The organism is Gluconobacter potus (genome assembly GCF_015244705.1).
Lineage (GTDB): Bacteria > Pseudomonadota > Alphaproteobacteria > Acetobacterales > Acetobacteraceae > Gluconobacter > Gluconobacter potus.
The window spans coordinates 1-24,992 of sequence record NZ_JABCQF010000016.1 but is presented as its reverse complement, the minus strand read 5'-3'; the positions used below and the strand labels follow the sequence as shown (position 1 = coordinate 24,992).

Here is a 24,992-nt window from a genome sequence, read left to right as displayed (position 1 = left end):
AATGAAGGTATATGGTCTGGTTGCACTGGTATCGCTTTCTAGTGTTGGGCTGCATGAAGCAAGAGCGCAAGTCGCTGTCTTTGATGATCAAAGTATCGCTCAAAGCGTCACAAATACGACGAATGAAATAAAGCAAATGGTGAGCGAACTTCAGCAGCTACAGGCGGAATATACGCTTCTACAGAACGTCCCGAATGTGGCGACCGGGATGTTTACAAGCTTCAATAGTGCTAATTTACAAAACCCGTTGCCGACAGTCAGTCAGGCAGCCGGACAAATCACAGGCACGGCGAATACGCTGAACAGTTACGGACAGCAGTTCGCCAGTTTGAATAAACACAGTGCCTCGGGAAATGATCCGGTCGCGCAATCCTACACACAGCGGACGACATCGCTTGCCAATATTCAAGGAGTTGCAGCTCAAAACCTTGATTCTATCAATCAACGGCTCGCGAACCTGGACGAGATGAAGCAAGAACTGTCGAACGCAAAAGACATTACTCAGATTTCGGCTATCAACGGACGTATCGCGGTCGAAAACCACGCCATCCAGGCGCAGGCAGCCGCCGCTCAGAATCTTCAAATGATGGCCCAGGCGCAGATGCAGAACCAGATGTTGCAGGATCAGGAGGCTGCGCGTCAGGAGGAAGTCAACGCCGCAAACGCGCGATTGGGGAATTAGGAAACTATCATGCGGAAAATCATGCTGGCGATTGGTGTCATGGCGATATGGAACGGCGGGAGCGCTACAGCTAGTCCAAGCCGTGATCGTGCGGAACACACGGTGAGTTGGTACGCCGCGCATCGTAGCGAGGATGTGCAGGTGCTGCATGAATGTCAGAACGATCGGACGTTCGAAAACTATCCCGATTGCAAGAATGCTGCCGCTGGGGATGAACTCTATACGGGCAAACAACGCCAGGCGACCGGACCGGATAGCTCTGTCCTGTTCACCAATGGGCCATTGCGCGCGGCCGAACTTGCGAAATGTAAGCTGTCCAATCCCCGTATTCGTCCCCCCAAGGCTGATTGCGATGCTGCGGCCCGCATCCAGACTGAGGTCCAGAACGGAAAGTCTTAGTAAATCGGAGAACGTCTGTGGCTACGACAACGGTATATGAAGACATTAACAGTAGTCTTACGAGTGCATTCGATAATGGAATGAACTCTACTGTAAGTAATGTTCTAAGCGCCGTAGCAACGCCGTTCACATCTCTCATCGTATTGTGGGTCATCGTAACGGGAATGCTTGTGATGCGCGGTGATATAGATACACGAAGAGGAGTTATAAGAATAGTTAGAGTGTCTCTTGTCTCTGCATTTGTGTTGGAATCTGGTATATACAACTCATATATTGTTAATTTCTTTCACACAGGATTGCCGGAATGGACGGCATCATCTGTGTCAGGCGGTTCAGTGTCGTCGACCCCGCAGCTGCTTGATAAGATATGGGGCGACATCTCCGGATATTCACTGAAAATAGATTCCCAGCTTTATCCATACCAAATATTCGATATGATTGAGCTTGCAATTATAGCATTTTGCGATGCCGTTATTCTCGGGGTTGTATTTGCCGTTTACATATGCGCGCACGTTATGACGGATATTATCGTGACGATAGGGCCGTTTGTAGTAGCTGGGTTCCTGTTCGACGCGACACGCAATATCTCGGAAAGATGGGTGGGAAAATTGGTCGGTTTGGCCTTGCTAGCTGCATTGGTGGACGTCGCCATGTTGATTGTTGCGCAAGGCATCAGTGACTACATGACGCAGACAAATATAAATGCAGTTTCGTCTTCTGGAACTCCAAGTGTTGCAATAGATATTATGTTTGATACCATGATATTTATTGCTGTCAGCGCATTTATAATACTGATGCTTCCATCAGCGGCGGCATTTATTGGCGGCGGAATTTCAGTAAATCCTGCCGGGGCAATCATGAATACGGTCATCGGTGGAACTACGGCCGGAGTTGGGACCATCGCAAAAGCGGGTGCCAATATAGGTAGAAAAGCTTCAAAGTAAAAAATAGGTTTACGTTTCAGAATAAAAGGGGAGTGGGGCGGATGATAAAGATCCGTATTAGTATTTCTGTACTTATGCTCTCTGTTTTATCAGCGTGCGCAAGTCATGACCCGTTGCCAAAATGTAAAGGAGCGACATTTGCCTTGAATGCAGGGCACTGGCACCCGACAGAAGCGGATCTCAAAAGGCCACAGGAGCGTGGGTATAAATGACAAATAACGAATTTACCCCGCCCGTTCCGAACGAAAAGTTGGCGGAACATTATGAACAGGTCGAGACGTTTCAGAAAGCACGGGTCCGTTCCGTTGTGCGGATCAACAAATTTCTGCTGGCGGGACTTGCGGTGTCGATGATTGCCAACATGGGGCTGGCATGGTCGATCGGAGCATTGCTACCACTTGAAAAATTGGTTCCGATGCCCCTTTGGGTGCGTCCTGATGGGACCGTGGACAGCGAAATATCGATGTCGCGCTTGCCGAAGACGATGGACGAAGCGGTCATCAACTCAGCGGTCTGGCAGTACGTGCGACTGCGTGAGGGTTATACCTACGCAACAGCCCAGTATGCGTATGACACCGTGTCTCTCATGAGTTCGGATCAGGTGCGCGACCAGTATCAAAGCTGGTTCAATTTCCCAAATCCGAAGTCCCCGCAGGTGACTGTCGGTAAGAAAGGCCAGATTGACGTCGAAGAAGTGTCACTGGCGCCAATTGGTAATAGCGTCATTCAGGTGCGTTTTCGACGTACTGTGTCGATGGATGGTCAGCGACCACAAGTTACGACCTGGACGGCAACCGTCCAGATCCTGCGCCTGACCGATCTCCCCGCTAAAGCACGTCTGAATAATCCAGGCGGTGTGATCGTCACGTCCTATCAGTCGTCAGAGGATGGGGTATAATGAAGTATCTCGCTGCTGCCGCATTCCTCGCGGCGACATATTTGTCTGTGATGCCGGCTTTTGGAGAGCAAGACCCGCTACCAAGTCGGCATGATACCAGAATGCGTTATGTCCCGTACGTAGCAGATCAGGTTGTCCACCTATCCACGGCTGTAGGGGCGACGCTCGTTATCGGGTTTGGCGCACATGAAACTGTCGATCGCGTGGCGGTAAGTGATAGCATTCATCTGAAAGCCGCTCCCGCCGGAAATTATCTGTTTTTCAAGGCCACCAATGGTCTGAGCCTTCAGCCGGTTGTCGTTCTCACGCGCAACGACACAGGTCAGGAGCGCAGATATGTTTTTGAAGTCCAGACTGTTACGGGGGCGTCGCTCGCAAACTCAACGGACGGAGTTTACTACAGCGTCCAGTTTACCTACCCGGCGGATGAAGCAGCGGCGCGCCGCGTGGCGGCTCTTGCACGACAAAAACAAGAACAGGCCCAAGCGGAAGCGCGCGCAAAAGTACTAGAACTTCAACTTGCGCATGAACGAATGGAGCGGGAAACAAAAGATCCAAATTTTGGAACAAAAAATTGGAAATACATTGCTAAAGGTGATCGCTCCATCACGCCACTGGAAGTATGGGATAATGGAAATATTACCATCTTCCGGTTCCCGGGGAATGTACGTCTTCCCTCTTTGTTCACCATAAACCCGGATGGCAAGGAAGCTACGGCCAATTATAGCGTGAAGAACGATCCGGCTGGGTGGGGCACGCTGATGATCGCCGACCATTTGGCTCCGGCGTGGCGTCTTCGGGACGGAGATACCGTTTTGTGTGTCTTCAATAAGGCGTTCGATCCGGTCGGCCACAATCCCGGCACAAATACGATCAGCCCGAACGTGGTCCGTACGCTGAAGGAGGCGGCCCAATGAGCGAGAATCAGACCAATGATAGCCCGGTCAATGAGGGTGGCTCTCTCGTATCTGGAAATAACCGCCGCGAACTGACTGCGTGGCAGAAGGTGGGCATTGCGGCGTTGGTTGTAGTGGTACTGCTTGGCTTCATCTGGTTGCGTGCTCTCGACAAAACGAAGAAGCTCAATGAGCAGCAGCCAAACCTGCCTGTAGTGTCTCAGGGACAGAAGCTACATAGCGCACCGCTCACAGCTCCTCCCGCTCCGGCTCTTCCGATGCCCGTGCCACCGCCACCACAGGCGTCCCGTGGGTTCTTCCCGACGCCTCAAGAGCATCACGAGATGACGCCGGCCGAGAGCCCAATTTTTGCTGCTTCCGGTAGCAGTGCGGGCAGTGTCTCGTCGTCTGCTGCGCCAGCCAGTCCACAAGCGGTTGTCGCCAATGGTGGGGAAGCTGCCCATCAGGCAGGACCGCAGGATGATAAATCCCTCGCTGTTCGTCTGAAGCCGACGGTGCTCGACCAGGCTAAAGCACATATGTTGCCGCATCCGGATTTTTTGGTGACGAAGGGCACGATCATTCCGTGCATTCTTCAGACCAAGCTAAACACTCAGCTTGCTGGCTACACAAAATGCGAAATTCCCGTGGACGTGCGGAGCACAACAGGGAACGTGGTCCTTATGGATAAGGGAACGATCGTCACGGGCGAAATGCAGCATGGTTTGATGCGTGGTGAAGATCGGGCATTCGTGATCTGGGACAGGGCGGAGACCCCGGAGCATGGCATCATTGAACTGGACTCACCCGCAACGGGGGAGTTGGGTGAGAGCGGCATAAAGGTGACGGTAAACAATCACTGGTGGGCGCGCTTCAGCAGTGCCATCCTTTTGAGCGTGATCCAAGGTGGCCTGGATGCAGGGGTGGAATTGGCATCGCGGGTTGGTAGCAACAATAGCGGTGCGTATTTCAACTCTTTTCAGTCAAATGGTCAGACTGTCGCAAATACAGCATTGCAGGCTGACATAAATATTCAACCGACAGGCGAAAAAGCACAAGGAAAAACGGTCGCAATATTTGTCGCTCGTGATCTCGATTTTTCTGACATCTATGATCTCAGGCCCACGGTAGGTATCAATGCTCAATGAAGCCGCTGTTCAGCTTCGGTTTCTGATGCAGCCGCTTGCGGGATGGCTCGAAGACCCGACAACGGAAGAGGTCTGCGTCAATAAACCGGGAGAAGTCTTTGTTCGACAGAGGGGTATATTCACTCGGCATCCCCTTCCTTTGACCTTTGCGGATCTCGAAGATATCGCGATCTTGGCGGGTGCTCTGCGCAAGCAGGACGTGGGAGAGCGGCATCCACTGTGCTCTACGGAGCTGCCGAACGGCGAACGTCTGCAAGTGTGCTTGCCCCCGACCGTACCGGCCGGCACGGTAAGTCTGACGATCCGGCGGCCAGGCAGTCATGTCGCCGCTCTTACCGCGGTCACGAAGCGATATGACATCTCGCGCTGGAACCGCTGGGACAAGCGGACCGAAGCCGAACAGCGACGGCATGAAGAGGTTTTGAAATGTTATGATGACGGAAATCTGGAAGCCTTTCTGACGGCATGCGTCCGCAACAAGTTGACCATCCTGCTATGCGGAGCGACAGGGTCCGGCAAGACAACCATGTCTAGGACGCTGATCTCGGCGATCCCCTTGGGTGAGAGACTGATAACCATAGAAGACTCTCTGGAATTGATAGTTCCACATCCTAACCATGTGCGGCTGCTGTATTCCAAAGGGAGCACAGGGATAAATACGGTTGGGCCGAGCGATCTACTGGAAGCGTCTTTGCGTATGCGTCCAGACCGTATTCTGCCGCAAGAGTTGAGGGAAGGCGTTGCGGCCTGGACCTATCTTAATGAGGTTGTCTCAGGGCATCCGGGCTCAATTTCCACCATTCACGGCGCCAATCCCGTGCAGGCATTTAAGAAATTATTTGCCCTTATCAAAGGTTCACCTCAAGGCGCGGCTCTGGAAGACAAGACCCTTGTTGAAATGCTCTCGGCTGCGATTGATGTGATCGTGCCGTTTGAGACGATGGGCGCGGTATATTCCATCGGAGAAGTATGGCTGGCTGCTGATGCGCGTCGGCGGAATGAAACCGTGGCGGACCTACTGTCAAAATACTGAGGGTGTCGATATGGCGTTTGAAACCAAGTCGATTGTCCTGACTTCAAGGATTGTTTTCAGTGTAGCGATAGTTTTGGTGTCGTGGACTGTCGTTGCATCAGTCGTATTCTTAAAAGGAACGGGTTTGTTGGGCTCGTTCGCGCATCCATTTTATCAATGGTGGTTATATTTTCTTTACGGCCGAGATAACCCGGTCGTTGTGCTGTGGCTCAAGATCGGCGCGGGTGCGGGCAGCATTGTGGTGGTGTTGATACTGCTGGCAGTGGCTTTGCGGCGTGGTGCAATTGGTCCGTCGCTTCGGCGTTCCATCTTCAGTCGAAGGCAGCCGCCGATCCGTGGCGTGACTGAGAATCACGGCTATGCCGACTGGATGACGATGAAGCAGGCCAGGAAGCTCTTTCCGTGCCCTTCTCCGGACTACGGGGGGGTGGTTGTTGGTGAAGCATACCGTGTCGATGAAGATCCGCGCGCAAAAATGCCTTTTCATCCTAAAGATCCAAAGACTTGGGGACAGGGCGGGCGGGCTCCACTGCTTATAGACCCCTGCGAAACGGGGTCGACCCATAGCCTCGTTTTTGCCGGACCGGGATCGTTCAAATCAACATCGGCAGTCACCACACTGACGACATGGACAGGATCAGCAGTGGTCCTTGATCCAAGCACGGAATTGGGTCCAATGCTCCGGCCGTTCCGTTCCAGGACGCTGGAGCATCAGGTTTATGAACTGCGGCTCGGTGGAGATATCGGGTTTAATGTTCTCGACTGGATCGACATTCATTCTCCCGAAGCTATTACAAATATACAGGATGTCGTGTCATGGATCTGTCGAGAGAGTAGTTCAAAAAAAGACAATAATAATGAGTTTTTTGATAAGCAGGGCCGAAACCTTGTGACGTGTTTATTGGCGCACATGATGTTTGATCCGGATCTACCAGACGAAGAAAAGACGTTGCGGACGCTGAGAAGCGGGGTTTGCACGCCGCAGGAAGAAATGAGGAATCTGCTCAGCACGATTCATGCGAACAGCCCGTGCGCCTATGCGAGCCAAATAGCCGGTGCGCTTAAAGGATTGGTCGATGAAACATTTTCGGGTGTGTACGGCAACGCCGATGACAAGACATCTTGGCTCAGTAATCCCGCCTTTGCTGACCTCGTGTCCGGAGACAGTTTTCGGTCGTCCGATCTTATCGACGGTAAGACGGATATTTTCGTCCAGTTGCCCTTGCGAGCCTTGGAAAACACACCGGAAATCGGCCGCACAATCATTGGAGCCTTGCTGAACGCTGTTTATGAGGCGGATGGTCATATCCAGAATCGTGTCCTTTTCCTGCTGGATGAGGTTGCCCGTCTTGGGCGGATGCGAATCATGGCAACAGCGCGGGATGCTGGTCGGAAATATGGCATCACTCTGAGGCTGCTTTACCAGTCGGTCGGCCAGCTTGAAGAACAATGGGGGCGCGAGGGAAAGCGCGCATGGTACGAGGCGGCTGCACATCGGACATATGTTGCGATCTCTGACCTCGATACGGCCAAGGAACTGGAAGAAACCTTTGGTCAATATGGCGTCATGGCGACATCCGAGGGCAGCAACTCCGGCACGTCCGGAAAGGGGTGGGAAGCCAGTAACCGCTCACGCGGTGCGAACTCCAGCTACCATGAAATCAGTCGTCCGCTGATCCGTCGGGAAGAGTTGCTGAATGACACTAGGGTGGATGAAGCGTTTGTGGTGGTTCGGGGTGGCCGCCCATTGCGCTGTGGAATGCCGATCTATTTCCGACGGCCCGAAATCAGGGAAAAAATTGCAGCCAATCGGTTCAATAAGCTTCCTACCTGAGCGTTGCGGAGCGCTCTGACACAGTTGAGGCTGCTTCGCTTTATGATTGCGAAATGCTGGCCTCAACAGCGAGAGGGATGAAGTTGGGTTGCCAAGGGCATGGGGAGGTAAGTGCTTCGTCGCCAGGATCAACTATCAGTGCGTTGGTGACTCTCCGTTTGAATTATATAGATGTTCGGTCTAATTAAATCAGTATGAATCCTGCCACTCCTTCCCGTCGTCGCGGACGTCCACCGAAGGCAACGGCCGGATTCAACGAGACGCGCGCATCACTGGTGCGGGCTGGCTTGGTAGCGCTGACAGAGAAAGGTTTTTCCGCAACCGGTCTCGACGAGGTGCTAAAGGTGGTCGGGGTACCTAAAGGCTCGTTCTATTACTATTTTGAAAGCAAGGAGGCTTTTGGCGCCGAACTGATTGATCACTATGGTCATTATTTCGCACGCAAGCTGGATCGGTTCTTTGCCGATGATGGCCTCTCGCCGTTGGATCGGCTGAAAGCTTTCATGGTCGATGCAGAGGCAGCAATGGAGCGCTTTGCGTTTTCGCGCGGCTGTCTTGTTGGCAATCTGGGGCAGGAGATGGGTGCGCTTCCAGAAGCCTTTCGTCAGAAACTGAGTGATATTTTTGCAGACTGGCAACGGTGCACGGCCCTGTGTTTGCGCGCAGCGCAGGCAGCAGGTGAGATCCGCAACCATCATGATGCCGATCATCTTGCCGCGTTTTTTTGGATCGGCTGGGAAGGAGCAGTTCTCCGCGCCAAGCTCGAACGCAACAGTACCCCACTTAGAACCTTCGCAGAGGGATTTCTTGCGATGCTCCGCACCTGATCCCTTTTTTTCGGCAACACTAGACGATCGGTCTAATTATAAAGGAGGCACGGCACTATGAGCACATTTCGGGCGATCGTGATCGAGAAAAACGACACGAGTCAGATCGTTGGACTGAAAGATTTCAGCGAGGCGGATTTGATGGACGGAGACGTCACGTTTCGAGTGACGCATTCCACGGTCAACTATAAGGATGGCCTGGCTCTGACAGGCAAGGCTCCGGTCGTCCGGCGCTTTCCCATGATCCCGGGCATTGATGGTGCTGGCGTAGTTGAAGCATCAGGTCATCCGGATTTCCGCGTCGGCGACCAAGTCATCCTGAACGGCTGGGGAACGGGTGAAACACATCTCGGTTCTTATGCCGAGAAAAGCCGTGTCAAAGGGGATTGGCTCGTACCCTTGCCTGCCGGGCTGACGCCAGCCGAGGCTATGGCGATCGGCACTGCGGGCTACACTGCAATGCTCAGCGTTCTGGCGCTGGAAAAGCATGGATTGCAGCCATCTGATGGGCCGGTAATCGTCACAGGTGCTGCTGGCGGCGTGGGTTCAGTCGCGATTGCCCTGTTGGCGAAGGCTGGCTGGCACGTCATCGCTTCGACCGGGCGGGCAGAGGAAGCAGATTATCTCAGGAGCCTCGGAGCGGCCGAAATCATTGATCGTAACGAACTTTCCGGCCCCATGCGTCCGCTCGGCAAGGAACGGTGGATCGCGGGCATCGATGCTGTGGGCTCACATACGCTCGCTAATGTGCTGTCGATGACCCGATACGGCGGTGCAGTTACGGCTTGTGGCTTGGCGCAGGGAATGGACCTGCCTGCATCGGTAGCACCGTTCATCCTGCGCGGCGTCTCGCTGCTTGGTATTGATTCGGTAATGTGTCCGAAGCCGCGTCGCCTTGAAGCCTGGGCGCGTCTTGCAACGGATCTCGATCGCGAGAAATTAGGCGAGATCACCGCGACGATCCATCTTGAGGACGTCATCACAGCCGGCCAAGATATCATTGCCGGAAAAGTGCGGGGCCGACTGGTTGTCGAGATTCAGAAAAGTTGAAAGGAGATGGAGCGGCGATTGCGATCGCCGCTCAAATCAGATCCTGCAACTGTTTCAGGAATTCCGCGATGTTCGCCTCATCGCGCTTGTAATAGGTCCAGGGGCCTATGCGCTGCGACGTGACGAGCTTGGCGCGTTGTAGTGCTGTCAGATACAGCGAAATGGTCGACTGAGACAGGCCGGCCCGCTCCTGTATGATGCTCACGCAGACACCTACCTGCTCAGGATCGACTTCCTGTTCAGGGTAATTCTTGCGAGGGTCCTTGAGCTTCGCCAAGATTGCCAGCCGGGCGGGGTTGTCCAAGGCCTTCAGTGCGTCGTTGATATCGATGCTCATGATCCTCCATATAGCGAGAAATGCCAATATAGCAATATCTCGTTTCCTTTGGGATGGACCTAATTACGCTGGAAGTGTCAGAAGCCGTGTCCAGATGTCTGGACACGGCCTGAAATCCCTAACGCTGATAGGTGGGATAGTCAGTATATCCTTTGTCGGTGCCGCCATACATGGTCGTAGGATCTACTGGATTGAGCGGCCAACCATGAGCGATGCGTTCCGGCAAATCGGGGTTTGCGATGAAGGGACGCCCGAAGGCAATCAGATCGCCCCAGCCTGCCTTGACCACGCGCACGCCACGCTCGGGAGTGTACCTGCCAGCATAGAGAACCCGGCCGCTGAAGTTTTTCCGTACGTCCGCACGGAAGGATTCAGGCAGTTCCGGCGCGTTATCCCAATCCGCCTCGGCAATCGAGACGTAAGCGACCCCAACTTTTTCGAGAACCTTTATGGCCTCAATGTAGGTCGTGTGGGGGTCTTCCTCGACAAGACCAAGATAGACGCGGTCCTCGTTGGTGGAAGCGAACAGGGGAGAAAAGCGGACTCCCATTCGCTCTTTACCGACGACATCGGCAACCGCCTGCGTCACTTCGGCCAGGAATCTCAGTCGGTTTTCCAGTGAGCCGCCATATTCATCCTCGCGCTGGTTGGTGTGGGTAGAGATGAACTGGTTTATCAGATAGCCGTTGGCGCTGTGGATCTCCACGCCGTCAAAGCCCGCATCAAGAGCATTGCGCGCTGCTTTGGCATAGAGCTGGACGAGTTCCTTGACCTCTGCGGTGGTCAGGGCGCGTGGTGCGGACGGTAGTGTGAGAGCACCCTGGCCCGGGCCGGTTTCAACGAACACTTTGACATTTTCGGCCGGGATCGCCGATGGCGCGACCGGAGCGGCTCCACCAGGCTGGAGGGAGGTGTGAGATACGCGCCCCACATGCCATAATTGCAAGAAGATGGTTCCTCCCTCGGCGTGAACGGCATCGGTGATCTTGCGCCAGCCCTCTACCTGTTCGGGACTGTAGATGCCGGGTGTCCACGCATATCCCTGTCCGCGCGGTTCGATCTGTGTCCCCTCGGTCACCATGAACCCTGCACTGGAGCGTTGGCGGTAGTAGGTCGCCATCAGATCATTGGGGATGTTTCCCGGCTGGGAGCTGCGAGAACGTGTGAGCGGGGGGAGAACGATCCGATTTCTGAGGGTATACGGACCCAGGGTCAGACTGTCGAAGAGAACCGAGTTTTGCATTTTGCTAATCCTAGATATTTAGAAACATTAATATATGAGAGCGTGAAAGGCCTCATATCCACTCGGGATCAGAACAGTCCGGCAGAAGCCTCGTTGAGCCGGCTGCGGGCATCAAGCGCTAATTTTTGGGTTTTGCGTTCAATGCCTGACCTTTTGTAACCACCGAGGCGCTCGGCGTCGGTATCGAGCTGATTGGCAAACTTCACCGGGCGTCTCCTTCTGTGGGTGAGTGACACTGCCAAACATAACTACACATCGAGATATGTCAATACCTAGGTTTTAAGATTTAATCTGGCTACTCTCCGTGTGCCATCACCCGACCCTGACAGCGAACCCGTTGCCTCGGCCTTCGTCCAGCGGCAGCGTCTGGGACAAATATCCATTCGCCGGGTTGTTCAGGTAAGCGATGTAGTCTGGATCAAACGCATTTTCGCCGAAGATCGCTGCGCCGGGTGCCAGCCGGGGTTCGATCAGTTTCAGAACTGGCAGATAGAGCGAGAACGCACCGTCGAGTAGAAGAAGATCAACCGGTCCATCAATATCGCGGAGCGTTTCAAGCGCATCGCCTTCACGAATATCCACCAGATCAGCTAAGCCTGCTGCATCAAGATTTGCCCGCGCCTGTGCCACCTTGGTGCGTTCCATTTCGCTACCGATCAACTGCCCGCCACCATTATCACGAAGGGCCGTGGCCAGATAAATGGTCGAGATTCCCATCGACGTGCCGAATTCTACGACCCGACGGGCTTTGCAGGCTCGTGTCATCATGTAGAGAAACTGACCGTAGCGCGGCGAGACGGCGAGAAAATTGTCGGCATAGTCGTGATAGACGCTCCGATAGTCGGCTCTTTCTTGGGCAAGTAGTTCTGCCATCACCTGTTCAGCCGATGTTTCCGGTGCGTTAAAGCGCGCCATCATGGTTTCCATGAGTTCGCGGTCGGACGTTTCTGCATTCCTGTGCAGCGTTTCCAGGAGGGTAATGACTGGGCTGGTGGTCAATGTGTTCACGGGGCGTCCTTTCGCAGATGTCAGGATCTTGAAAATTTTGATTGATTGTCTGCTCAGGAATAGCCCTGCATGGATATGGCGTCATTCAGATATCAGGTCAGATTATTATTCAATCTTGCCAAACTGATCCTTGCCGTCAAAAATACGTCTATGCCCATGCTGAACGAATTGTCGAAGACGGAAGACTGGATCGAACCGGATGACGTTCCCCGGGCGATCGTAACCTACGGTTATGCGACCGGGCAGGCTGAGAGCATGGAACTGGACTTTCACAGTCATGCCAAAAGCCAGATTATGCTGGTGCAACGCGGCGCGCTTACCTGCGAAGGGGATAGCGGATTATGGGTTGTTCCGCCGCGTAGTGCCATCTGGATACCAGGCGGGGCACGCCATGCCATCAGGATAAGCGGTGCGCTTGAGGGGTATAATGCATTCATTGATCCCGCGCTTGGTCCTCCCTTGCCTGAAACCTGCTGTGCGGTCGCCGTAACGCCGCTGCTTCGCGAGCTGCTGGTTCGGGCATCCGAACTGCCACTCTACTATGAAGAAAACGGCGCAAACTCACGCCTGCTGGACGTGCTTCTTGATGAACTTGCTCGGGCCAGGGTCGAGGATCTCCATCTTCCCATGCCTGTCGATAGGCGTCTTCGAGGGATTGTCAGCATGATGACTGGGGCGCCAGGTGAGCGGAAAACGCTCGATACCTGGGCCAGACAGGCCGGAGTCAGCGAGCGCACCCTGTCGCGCCTGATCAGCCAGGAGACCGGCATGAGTTTCGGACGCTGGCGGCAGCAGTTGAACGTCATGCTTGCTGTTCAATGGCTGGCAGATGGTGCGACGATCCAGCAGGTTGCGGGGCATCTAGGCTATGAGAGTGTACCGAGCTTCGTGACGATGTTCCGCAAGGTGCTGGGTATGTCTCCTGGACGTTATATGGCCGAGCGATATTCTGGATAATGGATTAGCAAGTTTTTTTGAATTTCGGCCACTCGTTTTCACTGGCGGGGACCAAGCCGGGCGGAAAGATAGAGCCTGTTCATGTGGCGCAGTTCATCAGGCGCACCAGGCGTCGTCGGAGCGTCCTTCAGGGTCATACCCAGCATGACCTTCATATTGTTCAGGACAACCGCCGCAATATCGCCGGCCGTCTGCTCGTCCAGTCCAGACGCACACACCCGCAGGGCGGCCGAAATACCGGCCAGAGCCTGCTGGCGTGATCGGTCACGGATTTCCGTCCGGTCAGTATGCGCCTCCATCAGCGCCGGAAGGGATTTTACACGCGGATAAAGCACCGCCAGCAGGTCAATCAGGATGTCAGCCAGTTCTTCAGGTGAAAGATCCGCTGCACGCTTTTCCAGCGCTTCATATTCGTCATGCACGATCGCCATGTGTTGCTGCAAGAGTACTTCCCCGACTGCCTCCTTGTTGGGGAAGAAACGGTAGAGCGAACCGATCTTCGCGCCGGCCTTGCTGGCGATCTCCGCCATTGTTGTGGCTTCGTACCCATGCTCCGCCATGAGATCGGACGCAGCCGCTAGCAACTCCGCCACTCTCTGCCTGCCGACTGCACGGCGCGGCTGAAGCGCCGCCCGCTTTCCCCTTGACGAAGTTGAGTTCATGCTCAAATAATGCTCCTGTTTGAGTGTTAACTCAATTTCTATCAACTCTGCGCCTATCGGACAACGAGTCCGTAAGTCGTATGAGCATACAGGGAAGAACCGTCATGATTTCTCTTTCAGCGCCCCGGACCGCCCTGATCCTGATTGATCTCCAGAAAGGTATTGTCGATCGGACGCTGGCTCCTTTCACGGGAGAGGCGGTTGTCGAACGCTCCAAAAAGCTTGCATCCCGGTTTCGGGCCGCAGGTTCGCCCGTCATTCTGGTCAATGTCGCCTTTGCTCCCGATTTCGCCGATGCCGTGCATACCGAGGTCGATCGTCCTTTTGCGCCGCCCCCGGGTGGATTTGCCCCTGGCTGGACCGAACTGGTCGAGGGGCTGGCCGAGCCGACAGACCTGCTTGTCACAAAGAAACAGTGGGGTGCCTTCTATGGAACCGACCTGGATCTTCAGCTTCGGCGGCGCGGAATCACGACGATCGTGCTGGGTGGCATCGCAACGAATATGGGTGTCGAGTCCACCGCCCGCGCCGCACATGAGCATGGTTACGGCGTGGTGATTGCGGAAGATCTGACATCCACTTTCGCCGAAGAAATGCAGCGCTTTGCCTGTGACCATGTTTTCCCGATGCTCGGCCGCGTCACGACCAGTGACGCCATCACTCTGGAGCCCTGAGCAAAATAGCTGCTCGCGGCTCTTTAACGCCGTGACATAAATCTGAAAGCAACAGCTTTGCCGCAATCGCAAGAGCCCGCCCGACTTCCGGCGGGTATTTGGAAAATCGTCAGTGTCGCGGCGATCGGGTCTTTCATGTCGCAACTGGATGCGACGATCGTGAATGTCTCGCTACCGGATCTCGTCACGACACTGCACGCACCATTTTCGGTCATCCAATGGGTAGTGAGCGGCTATCTGCTGGCACTGGCCCTGACACTGCCGTTGAGTGGCTGGCTTGTTGGCCGTATCGGCGGCAGGGCGGTTTATCTGGGGTGTTTCGGTGCTTTTACGATTACTTCAGGTCTCTGTGCCCTGGCATGGTCTGCTTCGTCACTCATCATATTCCGCCTCTTACAGAGGCCATCGTGTGGATGGTACGCTAAACAACGTTTGGCATGAACAATAAAGGAACGATCAGGCGGCACGAGCCTGTTTCGACAGATTGAGCGTCTTGCGGCCCGCAGAAGCTGCGGCTTTGTCCCAGAGGAAGTCTCCGGAAAAGGCGATGTGCTCCCATCCCACCGGGGAAGTATGCGCCAGCAGGTCCTCCGGGACGACCGCCGATGTTGAGCGCAGATGTGTGACGGCGGTTTGCAGATAGACTGTATTCCAGTAGACGATCGCCGCGATGACGAGATTGAGGCCCGACGCCCGGTATTGCTGGGCTTCATGGCTGCGGTCGATGATCCGTCCCTGGCGGAAGGTATGGATTGCCTGGGTCAGCACATGCCGCTGCTCGCTGTTGTTGAGCCCTGCCTGACATCTCTGCCGCAGATCAGGGGTTTCGAGCCAGTCGAGCATGAACAGAGTGCGCTCGATCTTGCCGATTTCCTGGAGTGCGACGTCGAGCCGATTCTGGCGCTCATAGGCAGCAAGCTTGCGCAACATCCTGGAGGGCGCGACATGCCCGGCCTTGATTGATCCGACAAGCCGCAGCACGTCCTCCCATTGTTCCCGAATGATGTCGGTGCAGATGGTTTTGCCAAGCAGCGGGCTGATGGAGGGATAGGAACTGGCCGGTGCGATGGACGCCAGGCGTCTATCCGGAAAGTCGCGCAGGCGTGGGCAAAAGCGAAAACCCAACAGGGCGCAGAGCGCGAAGACATGGTCGGTGGCACCACCCGTGTCGGTATAATGCTCGGTGATTTTAAGCCCCGTTCCATGATTGGTCAGGCCGTCGAGCACGTATGGCGCTTCGTGTGTCGCAGCCGAGATGACCTTCACATGGTATGGGGCGCGCTGATCAGACACATGCGTGTAAAAGCTGAACCCATGGTCGACGCCATAGCGGGCATTGACGTCTCCGCCTGAGGCACCGCGCTTGGCCCCGCGAAAGAACTGTCCATCGGAGCTTGAACTCGAACCCTCACCCCAGATGCGGGAAAATGGCAGACGATGGTGAGAGTCGATGAGGATAGCCAGCGCCTTGCGGTAATTTTCGTCGCGGACGTAAGCGTCGTGGGTCCAGAAGAGCTGATCACGGGTAACGCCGTGACTCGCGGCAGCCATGCGTGACAGCCCCAGATTGGTAGCGTCCGCCAGAATGGCAGCAAGCAACGCGTTCTCGTGGGGGCAGGCTTCGCCCGTGCGCAGGTTGGTAAAGGCGTTCAAAAAACCGGTGGCCTGCGCCACCTCGTGCAGCAGCTCCGTGATGCGGATTGGCGGCATCAGGGCGTTGAGCTGTTGCGCCAGGTCTTCCGCCTTGGGAGGCGTTGTTGCGCGTATCGGCGATATCTGGAGGTGCCCGTCTCGGAATCGTACGCCTTGCAAAGCGTCGCGTTTCAGGCTTTGCGCAAACTTCTTCAGGCGTTTATCCAATTCGCGAGCGCGCTGATCCAGCCATTCATCCGCCGACAGGGGAAGGTCAAGTTCGGCAATGAACGGTTTTGCCTGCTCCGTACTGAGCATGTAGCTGTCGAAGCGACGATAATTGGCCGACCGCTCGATCCACACATCACCGGAACGCAGCTTGTTGCGCAAATGCGCGAGCGTCGCGATTTCCCACAGACGCCGGTTGGGCTTGTCATCCTGATCGATAACGATCTTCTGCCATTCCTTGCGAAACGGCATCGGTGCGTCGCCAGGTAAATCGCGTTTGCCTGCTCTGTTGAGATTCCGCAACAACGTGATCGCAGCCAAGGTCTTGGCGCCTCCTCTTCCTGCCTGGAATTCCAGCGTTTCCAGCAGATCGGGCGCGAATTTTCGAAGGGTAATATAACGCTCCGCAGCGGCTGTCAGAGGATCGAGGTCGGCAGTCCTGGCGATCGCCCCAACCTCTGACCTTGCTTTCAACAGGGTCGCCCATCCGACCGTGGCATCCAGAGTTTCCATAGGATCTCTGCCGTCGCTGGCCGCCTCGGCCAAGGCATCGATGGTCGCCTGAAACAGGCGCATCAGGCGTGCGACGTTCTTCGATGTTGCCGAAAAGCTGCGGGCCTTTGTGTTCCGTGCCCGGGTAAAGATGCTGCCGACCAGCTTGTCAGCCATGTCCAGGGCGCTGTCCGTCAGACGTTCCTCGGCATCGATCAGGAAAGCGACGAGCGTGGCGTAACGGCGTGATGGCGTGTAGCGCTCGATCATCGAGGCCGGAGATATCCGGCCTTCCCGGACGTATTGGTGAAAGCGGTCGATGTGAATGCGCTTGGCGACGACGGGATCAATCCCGATCTGTCGAACCGGTCTCAACAATTCCAGAATGCGCTTGATGTGATCCGGCTTGACGGCAACCGGTATGGTCTTGAGCGAGGCAAGTTGGCTGATGCTCCCTTCAGGCGTTGTGGCGAAAAGCCGATCCAGCGCCGTGACCTGATCGCCTGTGAGGCCCTGCGTTAACGCCTGCGCGGTCTTCCGTCGGGCCCGCGCCCGTCCCGCAATGCTGGCGCGTTCGATGGTTGAAATCGAAGGGAGTGCGATTTTGGCATGGCGTAGCGCGTCCATCACGGCCCGGACGATTACGATGCCGCTGTCCGTGGCCCAGGCTGCGTTTGCCGCAGCCTCGATCATGAACGGGATATCGACTCTCTGGGGCGCGCGCAGGCCAAGGATCGTCATCAGATCGCGGGCATGATCGGTCATCGTCTGCTCCCGCGCGGCGTAATCGGCGAGGTCGCTGCCGGAAAGCTCAAGTTGGTCTGCCACGAAGGCGACCAACGCGGATGGCGTCGATCCGACGTCCTGCACAAACTGAGCCAGTGTTGTTCCCGGGTGCCTGAGTAACGCCAGTTGCACGGCAACGCCCATCTGGGTGCGTCGCCTGCGCCGGGAACCGATGATATCCAGATCCGATGGCTCGAAAGTGTAAAGGCGGACCAGACTGTCCCGGTCTGTCGGGATGGCGAGCATCTGATCCCGTTCCTGGGCTGTCAGCAGGTGATGTTTGAGCCTGGTCACGCTGTCATTCCGTCCACAAAAGGTCAGTCTCGGCTATGGACAGCGGAGAGTAAAGAGACGCATTATGTGGACGGATATTGTCGATCCGGAATGGTCATTCACTCAGTGTCCACAGAACGGTCGTTTGGGAGACGGTGCCATGGGCGGCATTCTGGGATACGCGCGTGTCAGTACCGGTGATCAGGATGTGGCCGGGCAGCGTATGCGATTGGAAGAAGCCGGTACGATCCGTGTGTTCACCGATGTGATGTCGGGCAAGAGCATGGAGCGACCAGGACTGGACGAGCTGCTGGAATACGCACGCAAGGGCGATACGCTTGCGGTTGTGCGGCTCGACCGCCTCGGTCGTTCACTGGGAGAGTTGCTGACAACGGTGACCATGCTCCGCTCACGCGGAATAGCGTTGCTCAGCCTGGAGGAGAAAATCGACACTTCCTCCGCAGCCGGAGAGCTGATCTTCCACGTCTTCGGCGCCATTGCGCATTTTGAGCGGCGACTGATCTCAGAACGTACACGCGACGGGATTGCAGCGGCGAGAGCAAAGGGCAGGCTGCCGGGGCGGCAGCCGCTCGACAACGACAAGATCAGCGCGGCGCTAAAACTTATCGCGGCGAGCGTGTCGCCGACTGAAGCGGCGCGTCAGCTCGGGATCGGGCGATCGACTGTCTATCGCGAGATGAAGCGTCTTGGCGTCGCGCGGCCGACACCATCGGCTGTATCATGACAACAGACGATCAAGTGGTTCTCAGCGCGCGCGAGAAAGAAGCTCTACGTCTGCTTCTGGTCGGCCATGACGCGAAATCCATCGCCAATACGCTTGGTCTGTCGGTGCACACAATAAATGACCGCCTACGCGATGCGCGGCGCAAGCTGGGCGTTTCGAGCAGCCGTGAAGCTGCCCGACGTCTCGCCGAGATGGATGGGGGCACCCCAAATAATGTCGGCCCCAAAGAAATTGGGGGTGCCGAAGCAACTTCTTCGGTGGATAGAGCCAAAGAGCCAGCACCGCCGCGATCGTCGGGGCATCGCCTGGCGTGGCTTACCGGAGGAATGCTTATCATGTCTCTTATCATTGCGGCCGCAGCGCTTTTGACCATCAGCGGGCAGGACGACGCCCGGGTTTCCGCCCAGAATATTTCGACAAGCATTGCCCGTCCTGCCGAAACAAAGGCATCGGCCGATGCCCGCAAATGGGTCGAATTGCTTGATGAAGGGCAGTGGGATGCAAGCTGGCAAGCCGCAGGCACACTGTTCAAGGCAAAGATCACCCCGGCGCAGTGGGCCACTACGATCCAGTCTGTACGACAACCGTTGGGACGCCCGTCATCACGCACTTTCCAAAGCGTGATGCAGACAAAAACGCTGCCGGGCGCGCCAGCGGGTGACTATCAGATCATTCAGTTCCAGACGCGTTTCGCTAACAAACCCAACGCGGTTGAAACCGTCGTACTTTCGCGTGAACAGGCATATTGGCGCGTTAGCGGATATTTCATCCGCTAACTTCCGTGCTGCTTGCCGTTGTTCAACAAAGAAACAGCGGCTTGCCCTCAGGCAAGATCACGCTACCCAGACGTTCTTCTACTGTTCATGCTAAACGTTGTTTAGCGTACTTTCCACACGATGGCCTCATGCGGTGCGGGACAGGCTAAGGCGGCGTCTTCAGGCGTGTCGACCTTTGGCGCGGGCCAGCTCTCCATGAACAACATGGCAACGGGACGCCCCTGATCGTTGAGGACCGGAGATTCTGGTTTCGGTGATGAAAGACGTGAGACTTCCGCCGTTGGCTGAGGCTGTGTGAAAATAGGCATGGCTCCGGAGCTTGACGGGAAGTGGATGATGCCCATAACGTTATATTATAACATAACATAGTCAATGGCGGTATGAGGGCTGAATGGACGCACTGATTGAAACGCCCCGGAAAGTGCGGGCGCGACCGACACGGGCTCAGGCGGAAGAGGCGGTGCGGACTCTGCTTGCCTGGACCGGTGACGATCCCGATCGTGAGGGGCTTGTCGGCACGCCCGACCGTGTGGTGCGGGCCTATGAGGAGTTTTTCGAGGGGTATCAGGATGATCCGGTCGCTCTTTTGGAGCGGACCTTCGAAGAGACCGGAAACTACAATGAAATGGTGGTACTGCGCGACATCCGGCTGGAATCCCATTGTGAACATCATATCATTCCGCTGATTGGTAAGGCGCATGTGGCCTACCTGCCCGACAGGCGGGTGGTCGGCATCAGCAAGCTGGCGCGTCTTGTGGACGTCTTCGCCCATCGCCTTCAGATTCAGGAAAAACTGACAGCCCAGATCGCCGACACGATCCAGAGTGTTCTTCAGCCGCGTGGCGTCGCAGTCGTGATCGACGCGGCGCACCAGTGCATGACCACACGTGGCGTACACAAGCCGGGCGTCAGCATGGTGACCAGCCGCCTGCTGGGCGAGTTCGAGACGTCGGACTCCTTGCGTCGCCAGTTCTTCGCTATGGCGGGAATAGGGGGCGTATGATGGGCGAAGCTCCCCCTTCTGCATCAACAGCGTTCCAACCTCGTGTCTCTATCGAGCAAGTCGAGGAAGGAACCGATCTCGCCCCGCGTTTCGACGTCAGGGGACTGCTGACCGTGGTCACGACGGACGCAGAGAGTGGGGATGTGATGATGGTCGGCGTCATGAACGCCGAGGCGCTTGCCCGCACCATCGAAACCCGTGAGGCGCATTACTGGAGCCGAAGTCGCCAGTGCCTCTGGCGGAAAGGGGCCACGAGCGGGCTGATCCAGCATGTCATCGAAATGCGGATCGACGACGATCAGGACGCGGTCTGGTTGCGCGTGCGCACTGCGGGCACAGGAGCGAACTGCCATGTGGGTTATCGAAGCTGTTTTTACCGGCGTGTCGATCTCCCTGCTGATGAAGTCATTTCGGCGTCAGCGGCTGAACTCGTCTTTTGCGAAACGCACAAGACCTTCGATCCGGTCGCCGTCTATGGCGATGTCCCGAACCCGACGCAGCTCTAGAGGAGAAACACCTATGGACAACAGGCTTCCCGTCACCGTGCTGTCCGGCTTTCTGGGCGCGGGCAAGACGACCCTGCTCAATCATGTTCTGAATAACCGTCAGGGTTATAAGGTCGCGGTGATCGTAAATGATATGAGCGAGGTCAATATCGACGCCAATCTGGTGCGCGAGGGCGGCAGCAATCTGTCGCGCACCGATGAGAAGCTGGTCGAAATGACGAATGGCTGCATCTGCTGCACCCTGCGCGATGATCTGTTGCAGGAAGTCCGACGGCTCGCAGAGGAGCGGAAGTTCGACTATCTGCTCATTGAATCCACGGGCATCGCGGAGCCATTGCCTGTCGCTGCGACGTTCGAATTCCGTGACGAGAATGATGTCAGCCTGAGCGATATCGCACGGCTGGATACGATGGTGACGGTCGTGGATGCGGTCAATCTCCTGCGCGACTATTCATCCAGCGATTTTCTGAAGGATCGGGGCGAAACAGCCGGGGAGGACGACGAGCGTGCCTTGGTCGATCTGCTCGTCCAGCAGATCGAGTTTGCTGATGTCGTGGTGACCAACAAAGTCTCCACCGCTACACCGGATCAGGTTGATGCGGCGAGGCAGATCATTCGTGCGCTGAATTCAGACGCCGACATCATTGAGACCGATATGGGACGGGTTCCTGTTGAACGGATCCTGAATACCGGTCGCTTCGATTACGACAAGGCGCACCAGCATCCGTTGTGGTTCAAGGAACTTTACGGGTTTGCCAATCATGTTCCTGAAACGGACGAATATGGCATTCGCAATTTCGTCTACCGGGCGCGGCGTCCGTTCGAGCCCGCGAAATTCCAGGCCTTTCTTGACCGGAACTGGCCGGGTGTCGTGCGCGCCAAAGGTCATTTCTGGCTGGCCACGCGCCCGGATTGGGTAGGAGAAATGAGTCAGGCCGGAGCCCTTGTGCGGAGCGAAGCAATGGGGTTGTGGTGGGCCGCGATTCCGAAAAACCAATGGCCGGACAGAGATCAGTGGCGGGATTTCGTTCTGGGGAACTGGGATCCCGTCTATGGCGACCGGCGGCAGGAAATCGTCTTCATCGGCACGGCGGAGATGGATGAAGCAGGACTGCGCCGGGACCTTGATGCCTGTCTTGTGCCGGATCTCGGAGATACCCCTTTCGAGCCGTCACGCTACGCACGCCTCCCCGATCCTTTTCCGGTCTGGCGTCGCCAGTCGGAAAGTCTTGAGCCGGCCTGAACGAGCAATCACACGTCATTACTGAGGAACATTTCCATGAAAACCCGAGCTGCCATTGCGTGGGAACCCAACATGCCGCTTGAGATCGATCTGGTTGATCTCGAAGGTCCGAAAGACGGCGAGGTTCTGGTTCGTATCGTGACCACGAGCCTGTGTCATACAGATATGTTCACCCTGTCAGGGCATGATCCGGAAGGACGCTTTCCGTGCATTCTTGGCCATGAGGGCGTGGGGATCGTCGAGGATGTGGGCAAAGGCGTCACCTCTGTTGCTCCGGGTGATCATGTCATTCCGCTCTATATTCCCGAAGACCCGAACTGCCCGATGATCCGCTCGGGCAAGACCAATCTCTGCTCGACCATCCGCGAGACACAGGCGCTTGGGCTGATGCCCGACGGCACGAGCCGTTTTTCTTACAAGGGTCGCCAGATCTTTCATTACATGGGCACCAGCACGTTCAGCGAATACACCGTGTTGCCCGAAATTGCCGTGGCGAAGATCACCAAAGATGCGCCGCTTGCCAAAGCCAGCGTCATGGGGTGCGCCGTCCCGACAGGCATGGGCGCCGTGCGGAACGCCGCGAAGGTGGAAGCAGGCTCGACCGTGGCTGTCTTTGGTCTCGGCGCGATTGGCATGGCCGTCATTCAGGGGGCTGTCATGGCCGGTGCCGCAAGGATCATCGGCATCGACACCAATCCGGCGAAGTTTCTGCTGGCCCGAAATCTGGGGGCGACCGATCTCGTCAATCCGACCGATCATACCGATCCGATCCAGAAAGTGATCGTCGAGATGACGGGCGGCGGAGTGGATTATTCTTTTGAGGCGATCGGTCGCGTTGATGTTATGCGCGCGGCTCTTGAGTGTTGCCATAAAGGCTGGGGCGAATGCACGGTCATCGGTGTTGCCGGGGCTGGCGAGGAGATCTCGACGCGGCCTTTCCAGTTGATCACGGGGCGGGTCTGGCGGGGCACGGCCTTTGGGGGGGTTAAAGGGCGTTCGCAGCTACCCGGCATGGTCGATGAATGGCTGGCTGGCAAGTTCAGCGTCGATCCCTACATCACCCACAACATGACGCATGACCGGATCAATACGGCATTTGATCTTCTGCATCGGGGAGAGGCCATTCGCTCTGTCATGCATTATCAGCCGGGAGAAACCCTGTCGAATGACCTGCCTGGCAAAATTCTGACCGATCTTTAAGGAGATGAAATGTGGCTATGCTGAGACCAAATCCGCGCGGTGATTTCCCCGTAGTTTCTGAAAGCGCCTTTGTCGACCCGACCGCGATCCTGTGCGGTCATGTGATCGTCGAAGGCGATGTCTTCATCGGCCCCTATGCCGTTATTCGTGCTGATGAATCCGATGAAAATGGCCATGTCGAGCCCATCCGGATCGGGAGTGGATCGAACATTCAGGATGGTGTTGTCATCCACTCGAAAGATGGTGCGGCCGTGACAATCGGATCGTGCACCTCAATCGCCCATCGCTCGATCATCCACGGTCCCTGCACTGTTGGAGACGAGGTATTCATTGGCTTCAATTCCGTGATCTTTAACTGCACGGTCGAGCGTGGTTGCGTGGTAAGGCATAATTCTGTCGTCGAAGACTGCGTCTTACCAACGGGTTTTTACATTCCCTCCACGACGACGATTCATTCGAATACGGATCTGCTGACGATCCCGCAGGTCACGCAGGATGCAACGGCATTTTCTGAGAGCGTCGCGGAGATGAATGTCAGTCTGGCGCGGTCCTATCGACGCATTGCAAATGAATTTTAGAGGTCTGGGACTAAGGGCGCGTTTGAGTAGGCTGGCATTGGTGATTCTGGCGTTCATATTCGGGGAACCAGCGTCACCAGGCCGCGCGCGATTGCTGATGTCTCGACCCTAAGATCAGGATGTGTGGTCTTTAAGGTCTTGCCTGTTCACGACGATCTATGACGCACGCACGGCGCTGGTATGACCTCTCTGTTCAGGGATGGTGCCGTAGACGATTGCGACGCATGGCCGATCTGGCATGCCGACTATGGCCATTTCACCATGCGAAGCCTGGAGGTCAAAACGATATGTGACGGGCGTGAGGGTCCATACCGTCTGATTTACTCTTCAAAAGGAAATTATCCGTCATGACGCAGATAGGCGACGGCCAGAAGAATGCTTGCCCTTTACGGCTCACGAACACACTGTCTCGCAGCAAGCAGATTTTCGTACCGCGTGATCCGAACCGGGTCACAATGTATGTCTGTGGACCGACCGTCTATAACTACGCCCATCTTGGGAATGCGCGCTCGGCGGTCGTTTTCGATCTGCTGTATCGTATTTTGCGACACTCCTACAGACGTGTCCTTTACGCCCGTAATTTCACCGATGTCGACGATAAGATCAACGCCGAGGCGGTCCGCACGGGGCAACCGATCAGTGCAATAACCGATCGGTTCATCAGTGCCTATCATGCTGACATGGCGGCGCTCGGTGTTCTGCGGCCAGATTTCGAGCCGCGCGTAACGGAACACCTCTCCGACATCATCGCCCTGATCGACCGGTTGCTTGAAGCTGGTCATGCCTATCAGGTGGAGGGTTCTAAAAACTCCATGGTTTTGAGTGCGTATCTGTGATTCCATACCTCCTGTGGTGATTGGGTGGATGAATGAATAATGAAACAGCCTGGTTTCTTTGATGTTGAAGAGCGGCTTGCTCGTTTGAGCGGTCTTGGCGAT

General features: G+C 55.9%; 27 protein-coding genes and 1 pseudogene. 22 read left to right on the top strand and 6 right to left on the bottom strand.

Annotated features, from left to right (window positions below; all coding sequences use genetic code 11):
• Position 1: 1 nt before the first annotated feature.
• From HKD31_RS14325 to acuI, 11 genes are all read left to right on the top strand, one after another.
• Entirely contained in the window at positions 2 to 682 is a 681-nt protein-coding gene (locus HKD31_RS14325) for a type IV secretion system protein (RefSeq protein WP_035367423.1), read from the top strand.
• 9 nt (positions 683 to 691) lie between these two features.
• Positions 692 to 1,081 (top strand): EexN family lipoprotein, encoded by a 390-nt coding sequence (locus HKD31_RS14320; RefSeq protein WP_035367422.1) that lies wholly within the window; start codon positions 692 to 694, stop codon positions 1,079 to 1,081.
• A gap of 17 nt (positions 1,082 to 1,098) precedes the next feature.
• Positions 1,099 to 2,025: a type IV secretion system protein gene (locus HKD31_RS14315; protein WP_035367420.1), complete on the top strand. Its 927-nt coding sequence runs from the start codon at positions 1,099 to 1,101 to the stop codon at positions 2,023 to 2,025.
• 41 nt (positions 2,026 to 2,066) lie between these two features.
• A complete protein-coding gene (locus HKD31_RS16390) occupies positions 2,067 to 2,237 on the top strand; it encodes a type IV secretion system lipoprotein VirB7 (RefSeq protein WP_198911723.1) in 171 nt (56 codons plus the stop codon).
• Entirely contained in the window at positions 2,234 to 2,923 is a 690-nt protein-coding gene (locus HKD31_RS14305; protein WP_075594838.1) for a type IV secretion system protein VirB8, read from the top strand. The genes HKD31_RS16390 and HKD31_RS14305 overlap by 4 nt, the downstream gene beginning before the upstream one ends.
• Positions 2,923 to 3,840, top strand: a complete 918-nt coding sequence (locus HKD31_RS14300; RefSeq protein WP_198911722.1) for a TrbG/VirB9 family P-type conjugative transfer protein — start codon at positions 2,923 to 2,925, stop codon at positions 3,838 to 3,840. Before HKD31_RS14305 ends, HKD31_RS14300 begins: the two co-directional genes overlap by 1 nt.
• Positions 3,837 to 4,967: a type IV secretion system protein VirB10 gene (gene virB10, locus HKD31_RS14295; protein ID WP_035367500.1), complete on the top strand. Its 1,131-nt coding sequence runs from the start codon at positions 3,837 to 3,839 to the stop codon at positions 4,965 to 4,967. The genes HKD31_RS14300 and virB10 overlap by 4 nt, the downstream gene beginning before the upstream one ends.
• Positions 4,957 to 6,000, top strand: a complete 1,044-nt coding sequence (gene virB11 / locus HKD31_RS14290) for a P-type DNA transfer ATPase VirB11 (protein ID WP_035367501.1) — start codon at positions 4,957 to 4,959, stop codon at positions 5,998 to 6,000. Before virB10 ends, virB11 begins: the two co-directional genes overlap by 11 nt.
• A 10-nt stretch (positions 6,001 to 6,010) precedes the next feature.
• The gene (locus HKD31_RS14285) at positions 6,011 to 7,834 is read left to right on the top strand and encodes a type IV secretory system conjugative DNA transfer family protein (RefSeq protein ID WP_035367503.1); all 1,824 of its coding nucleotides are present in this window, start codon (positions 6,011 to 6,013) and stop codon (positions 7,832 to 7,834) included.
• A 194-nt stretch (positions 7,835 to 8,028) separates the two neighbouring features.
• A complete protein-coding gene (gene acuR, locus HKD31_RS14280) occupies positions 8,029 to 8,661 on the top strand; it encodes an acrylate utilization transcriptional regulator AcuR (protein WP_035367504.1) in 633 nt (210 codons plus the stop codon).
• A gap of 57 nt (positions 8,662 to 8,718) precedes the next feature.
• Positions 8,719 to 9,711 carry an acrylyl-CoA reductase (NADPH) gene (gene acuI, locus HKD31_RS14275; protein WP_010512215.1) on the top strand — a complete coding sequence of 331 codons (993 nt, stop codon included), beginning with the start codon at positions 8,719 to 8,721 and terminating at the stop codon, positions 9,709 to 9,711.
• A 31-nt stretch (positions 9,712 to 9,742) separates the two neighbouring features.
• Here acuI and HKD31_RS14270 read toward each other — a convergent pair whose 3' ends face one another.
• The 4 genes from HKD31_RS14270 to HKD31_RS14255 form a co-directional block, all read right to left on the bottom strand.
• Positions 9,743 to 10,048, bottom strand: a complete 306-nt coding sequence (locus HKD31_RS14270; RefSeq protein WP_010512214.1) for an ArsR/SmtB family transcription factor — start codon at positions 10,046 to 10,048, stop codon at positions 9,743 to 9,745.
• A gap of 118 nt (positions 10,049 to 10,166) precedes the next feature.
• Positions 10,167 to 11,291, bottom strand: coding sequence for an alkene reductase (locus HKD31_RS14265; RefSeq protein ID WP_035367506.1), 1,125 nt, complete (start codon positions 11,289 to 11,291; stop codon positions 10,167 to 10,169).
• Positions 11,292 to 11,359: 68 nt separating this feature from the next.
• Positions 11,360 to 11,497 (bottom strand): hypothetical protein, encoded by a 138-nt coding sequence (locus HKD31_RS14260; protein WP_010512211.1) that lies wholly within the window; start codon positions 11,495 to 11,497, stop codon positions 11,360 to 11,362.
• Positions 11,498 to 11,603: 106 nt separating this feature from the next.
• Positions 11,604 to 12,299, bottom strand: coding sequence for an O-methyltransferase (locus tag HKD31_RS14255; protein ID WP_010512209.1), 696 nt, complete (start codon positions 12,297 to 12,299; stop codon positions 11,604 to 11,606).
• 75 nt (positions 12,300 to 12,374) lie between these two features.
• Here HKD31_RS14255 and HKD31_RS14250 point away from each other — a divergent pair, with 75 nt between their 5' ends.
• Positions 12,375 to 13,256: an AraC family transcriptional regulator gene (locus HKD31_RS14250; protein WP_228120833.1), complete on the top strand. Its 882-nt coding sequence runs from the start codon at positions 12,375 to 12,377 to the stop codon at positions 13,254 to 13,256.
• A gap of 38 nt (positions 13,257 to 13,294) precedes the next feature.
• On the opposite strand, the gene HKD31_RS14245 is transcribed toward HKD31_RS14250, so the two are convergent.
• Positions 13,295 to 13,918 (bottom strand): TetR/AcrR family transcriptional regulator, encoded by a 624-nt coding sequence (locus HKD31_RS14245; RefSeq protein ID WP_019088884.1) that lies wholly within the window; start codon positions 13,916 to 13,918, stop codon positions 13,295 to 13,297.
• A gap of 104 nt (positions 13,919 to 14,022) precedes the next feature.
• On the opposite strand from HKD31_RS14245, the gene HKD31_RS14240 reads away from it, so the two are divergent.
• Both HKD31_RS14240 and HKD31_RS14235 read left to right on the top strand, forming a co-directional pair.
• Positions 14,023 to 14,592 (top strand): hydrolase, encoded by a 570-nt coding sequence (locus tag HKD31_RS14240; protein WP_048851949.1) that lies wholly within the window; start codon positions 14,023 to 14,025, stop codon positions 14,590 to 14,592.
• Positions 14,593 to 14,649: 57 nt separating this feature from the next.
• A pseudogene (locus HKD31_RS14235) lies at positions 14,650 to 15,015 on the top strand (MFS transporter); the annotation flags it as partial.
• Positions 15,016 to 15,048: 33 nt separating this feature from the next.
• Here the strand turns inward: HKD31_RS14235 and HKD31_RS14230 are convergent.
• On the bottom strand, positions 15,049 to 18,024 hold the full coding sequence (locus HKD31_RS14230) for a Tn3 family transposase (protein WP_194265587.1): 2,976 nt from the start codon (positions 18,022 to 18,024) through the stop codon (positions 15,049 to 15,051).
• A gap of 139 nt (positions 18,025 to 18,163) precedes the next feature.
• Between HKD31_RS14230 and HKD31_RS14225 the strand changes: the two genes are divergently transcribed.
• The 8 genes from HKD31_RS14225 (at position 18,164) to HKD31_RS14190 (ending at position 24,890) form a co-directional block, all read left to right on the top strand.
• The gene (locus HKD31_RS14225; protein ID WP_010516174.1) at positions 18,164 to 18,748 is read left to right on the top strand and encodes a recombinase family protein; all 585 of its coding nucleotides are present in this window, start codon (positions 18,164 to 18,166) and stop codon (positions 18,746 to 18,748) included.
• Positions 18,745 to 19,524 carry a helix-turn-helix domain-containing protein gene (locus HKD31_RS14220; RefSeq protein ID WP_035979553.1) on the top strand — a complete coding sequence of 260 codons (780 nt, stop codon included), beginning with the start codon at positions 18,745 to 18,747 and terminating at the stop codon, positions 19,522 to 19,524. Before HKD31_RS14225 ends, HKD31_RS14220 begins: the two co-directional genes overlap by 4 nt.
• Before the next feature lie 391 nt (positions 19,525 to 19,915).
• Positions 19,916 to 20,527: a GTP cyclohydrolase I FolE gene (folE, locus tag HKD31_RS14215; protein WP_194265586.1), complete on the top strand. Its 612-nt coding sequence runs from the start codon at positions 19,916 to 19,918 to the stop codon at positions 20,525 to 20,527.
• Positions 20,524 to 21,033 carry a phosphoribosyl-AMP cyclohydrolase gene (gene hisI / locus HKD31_RS14210; RefSeq protein WP_194265585.1) on the top strand — a complete coding sequence of 170 codons (510 nt, stop codon included), beginning with the start codon at positions 20,524 to 20,526 and terminating at the stop codon, positions 21,031 to 21,033. The genes folE and hisI overlap by 4 nt, the downstream gene beginning before the upstream one ends.
• A gap of 13 nt (positions 21,034 to 21,046) precedes the next feature.
• Positions 21,047 to 22,276, top strand: a complete 1,230-nt coding sequence (gene zigA / locus HKD31_RS14205) for a zinc metallochaperone GTPase ZigA (RefSeq protein ID WP_194265584.1) — start codon at positions 21,047 to 21,049, stop codon at positions 22,274 to 22,276.
• Between the two features lie 36 nt (positions 22,277 to 22,312).
• Positions 22,313 to 23,476, top strand: coding sequence for an S-(hydroxymethyl)glutathione dehydrogenase/class III alcohol dehydrogenase (locus tag HKD31_RS14200; protein WP_194265583.1), 1,164 nt, complete (start codon positions 22,313 to 22,315; stop codon positions 23,474 to 23,476).
• 17 nt (positions 23,477 to 23,493) lie between these two features.
• Entirely contained in the window at positions 23,494 to 24,054 is a 561-nt protein-coding gene (locus HKD31_RS14195) for an LbetaH domain-containing protein (RefSeq protein ID WP_194265582.1), read from the top strand.
• 347 nt (positions 24,055 to 24,401) lie between these two features.
• Complete coding sequence (locus tag HKD31_RS14190; protein ID WP_228120830.1) at positions 24,402 to 24,890, top strand: cysteine--tRNA ligase; 489 nt, start codon at positions 24,402 to 24,404, stop codon at positions 24,888 to 24,890.
• Positions 24,891 to 24,992 lie beyond the last annotated feature (102 nt).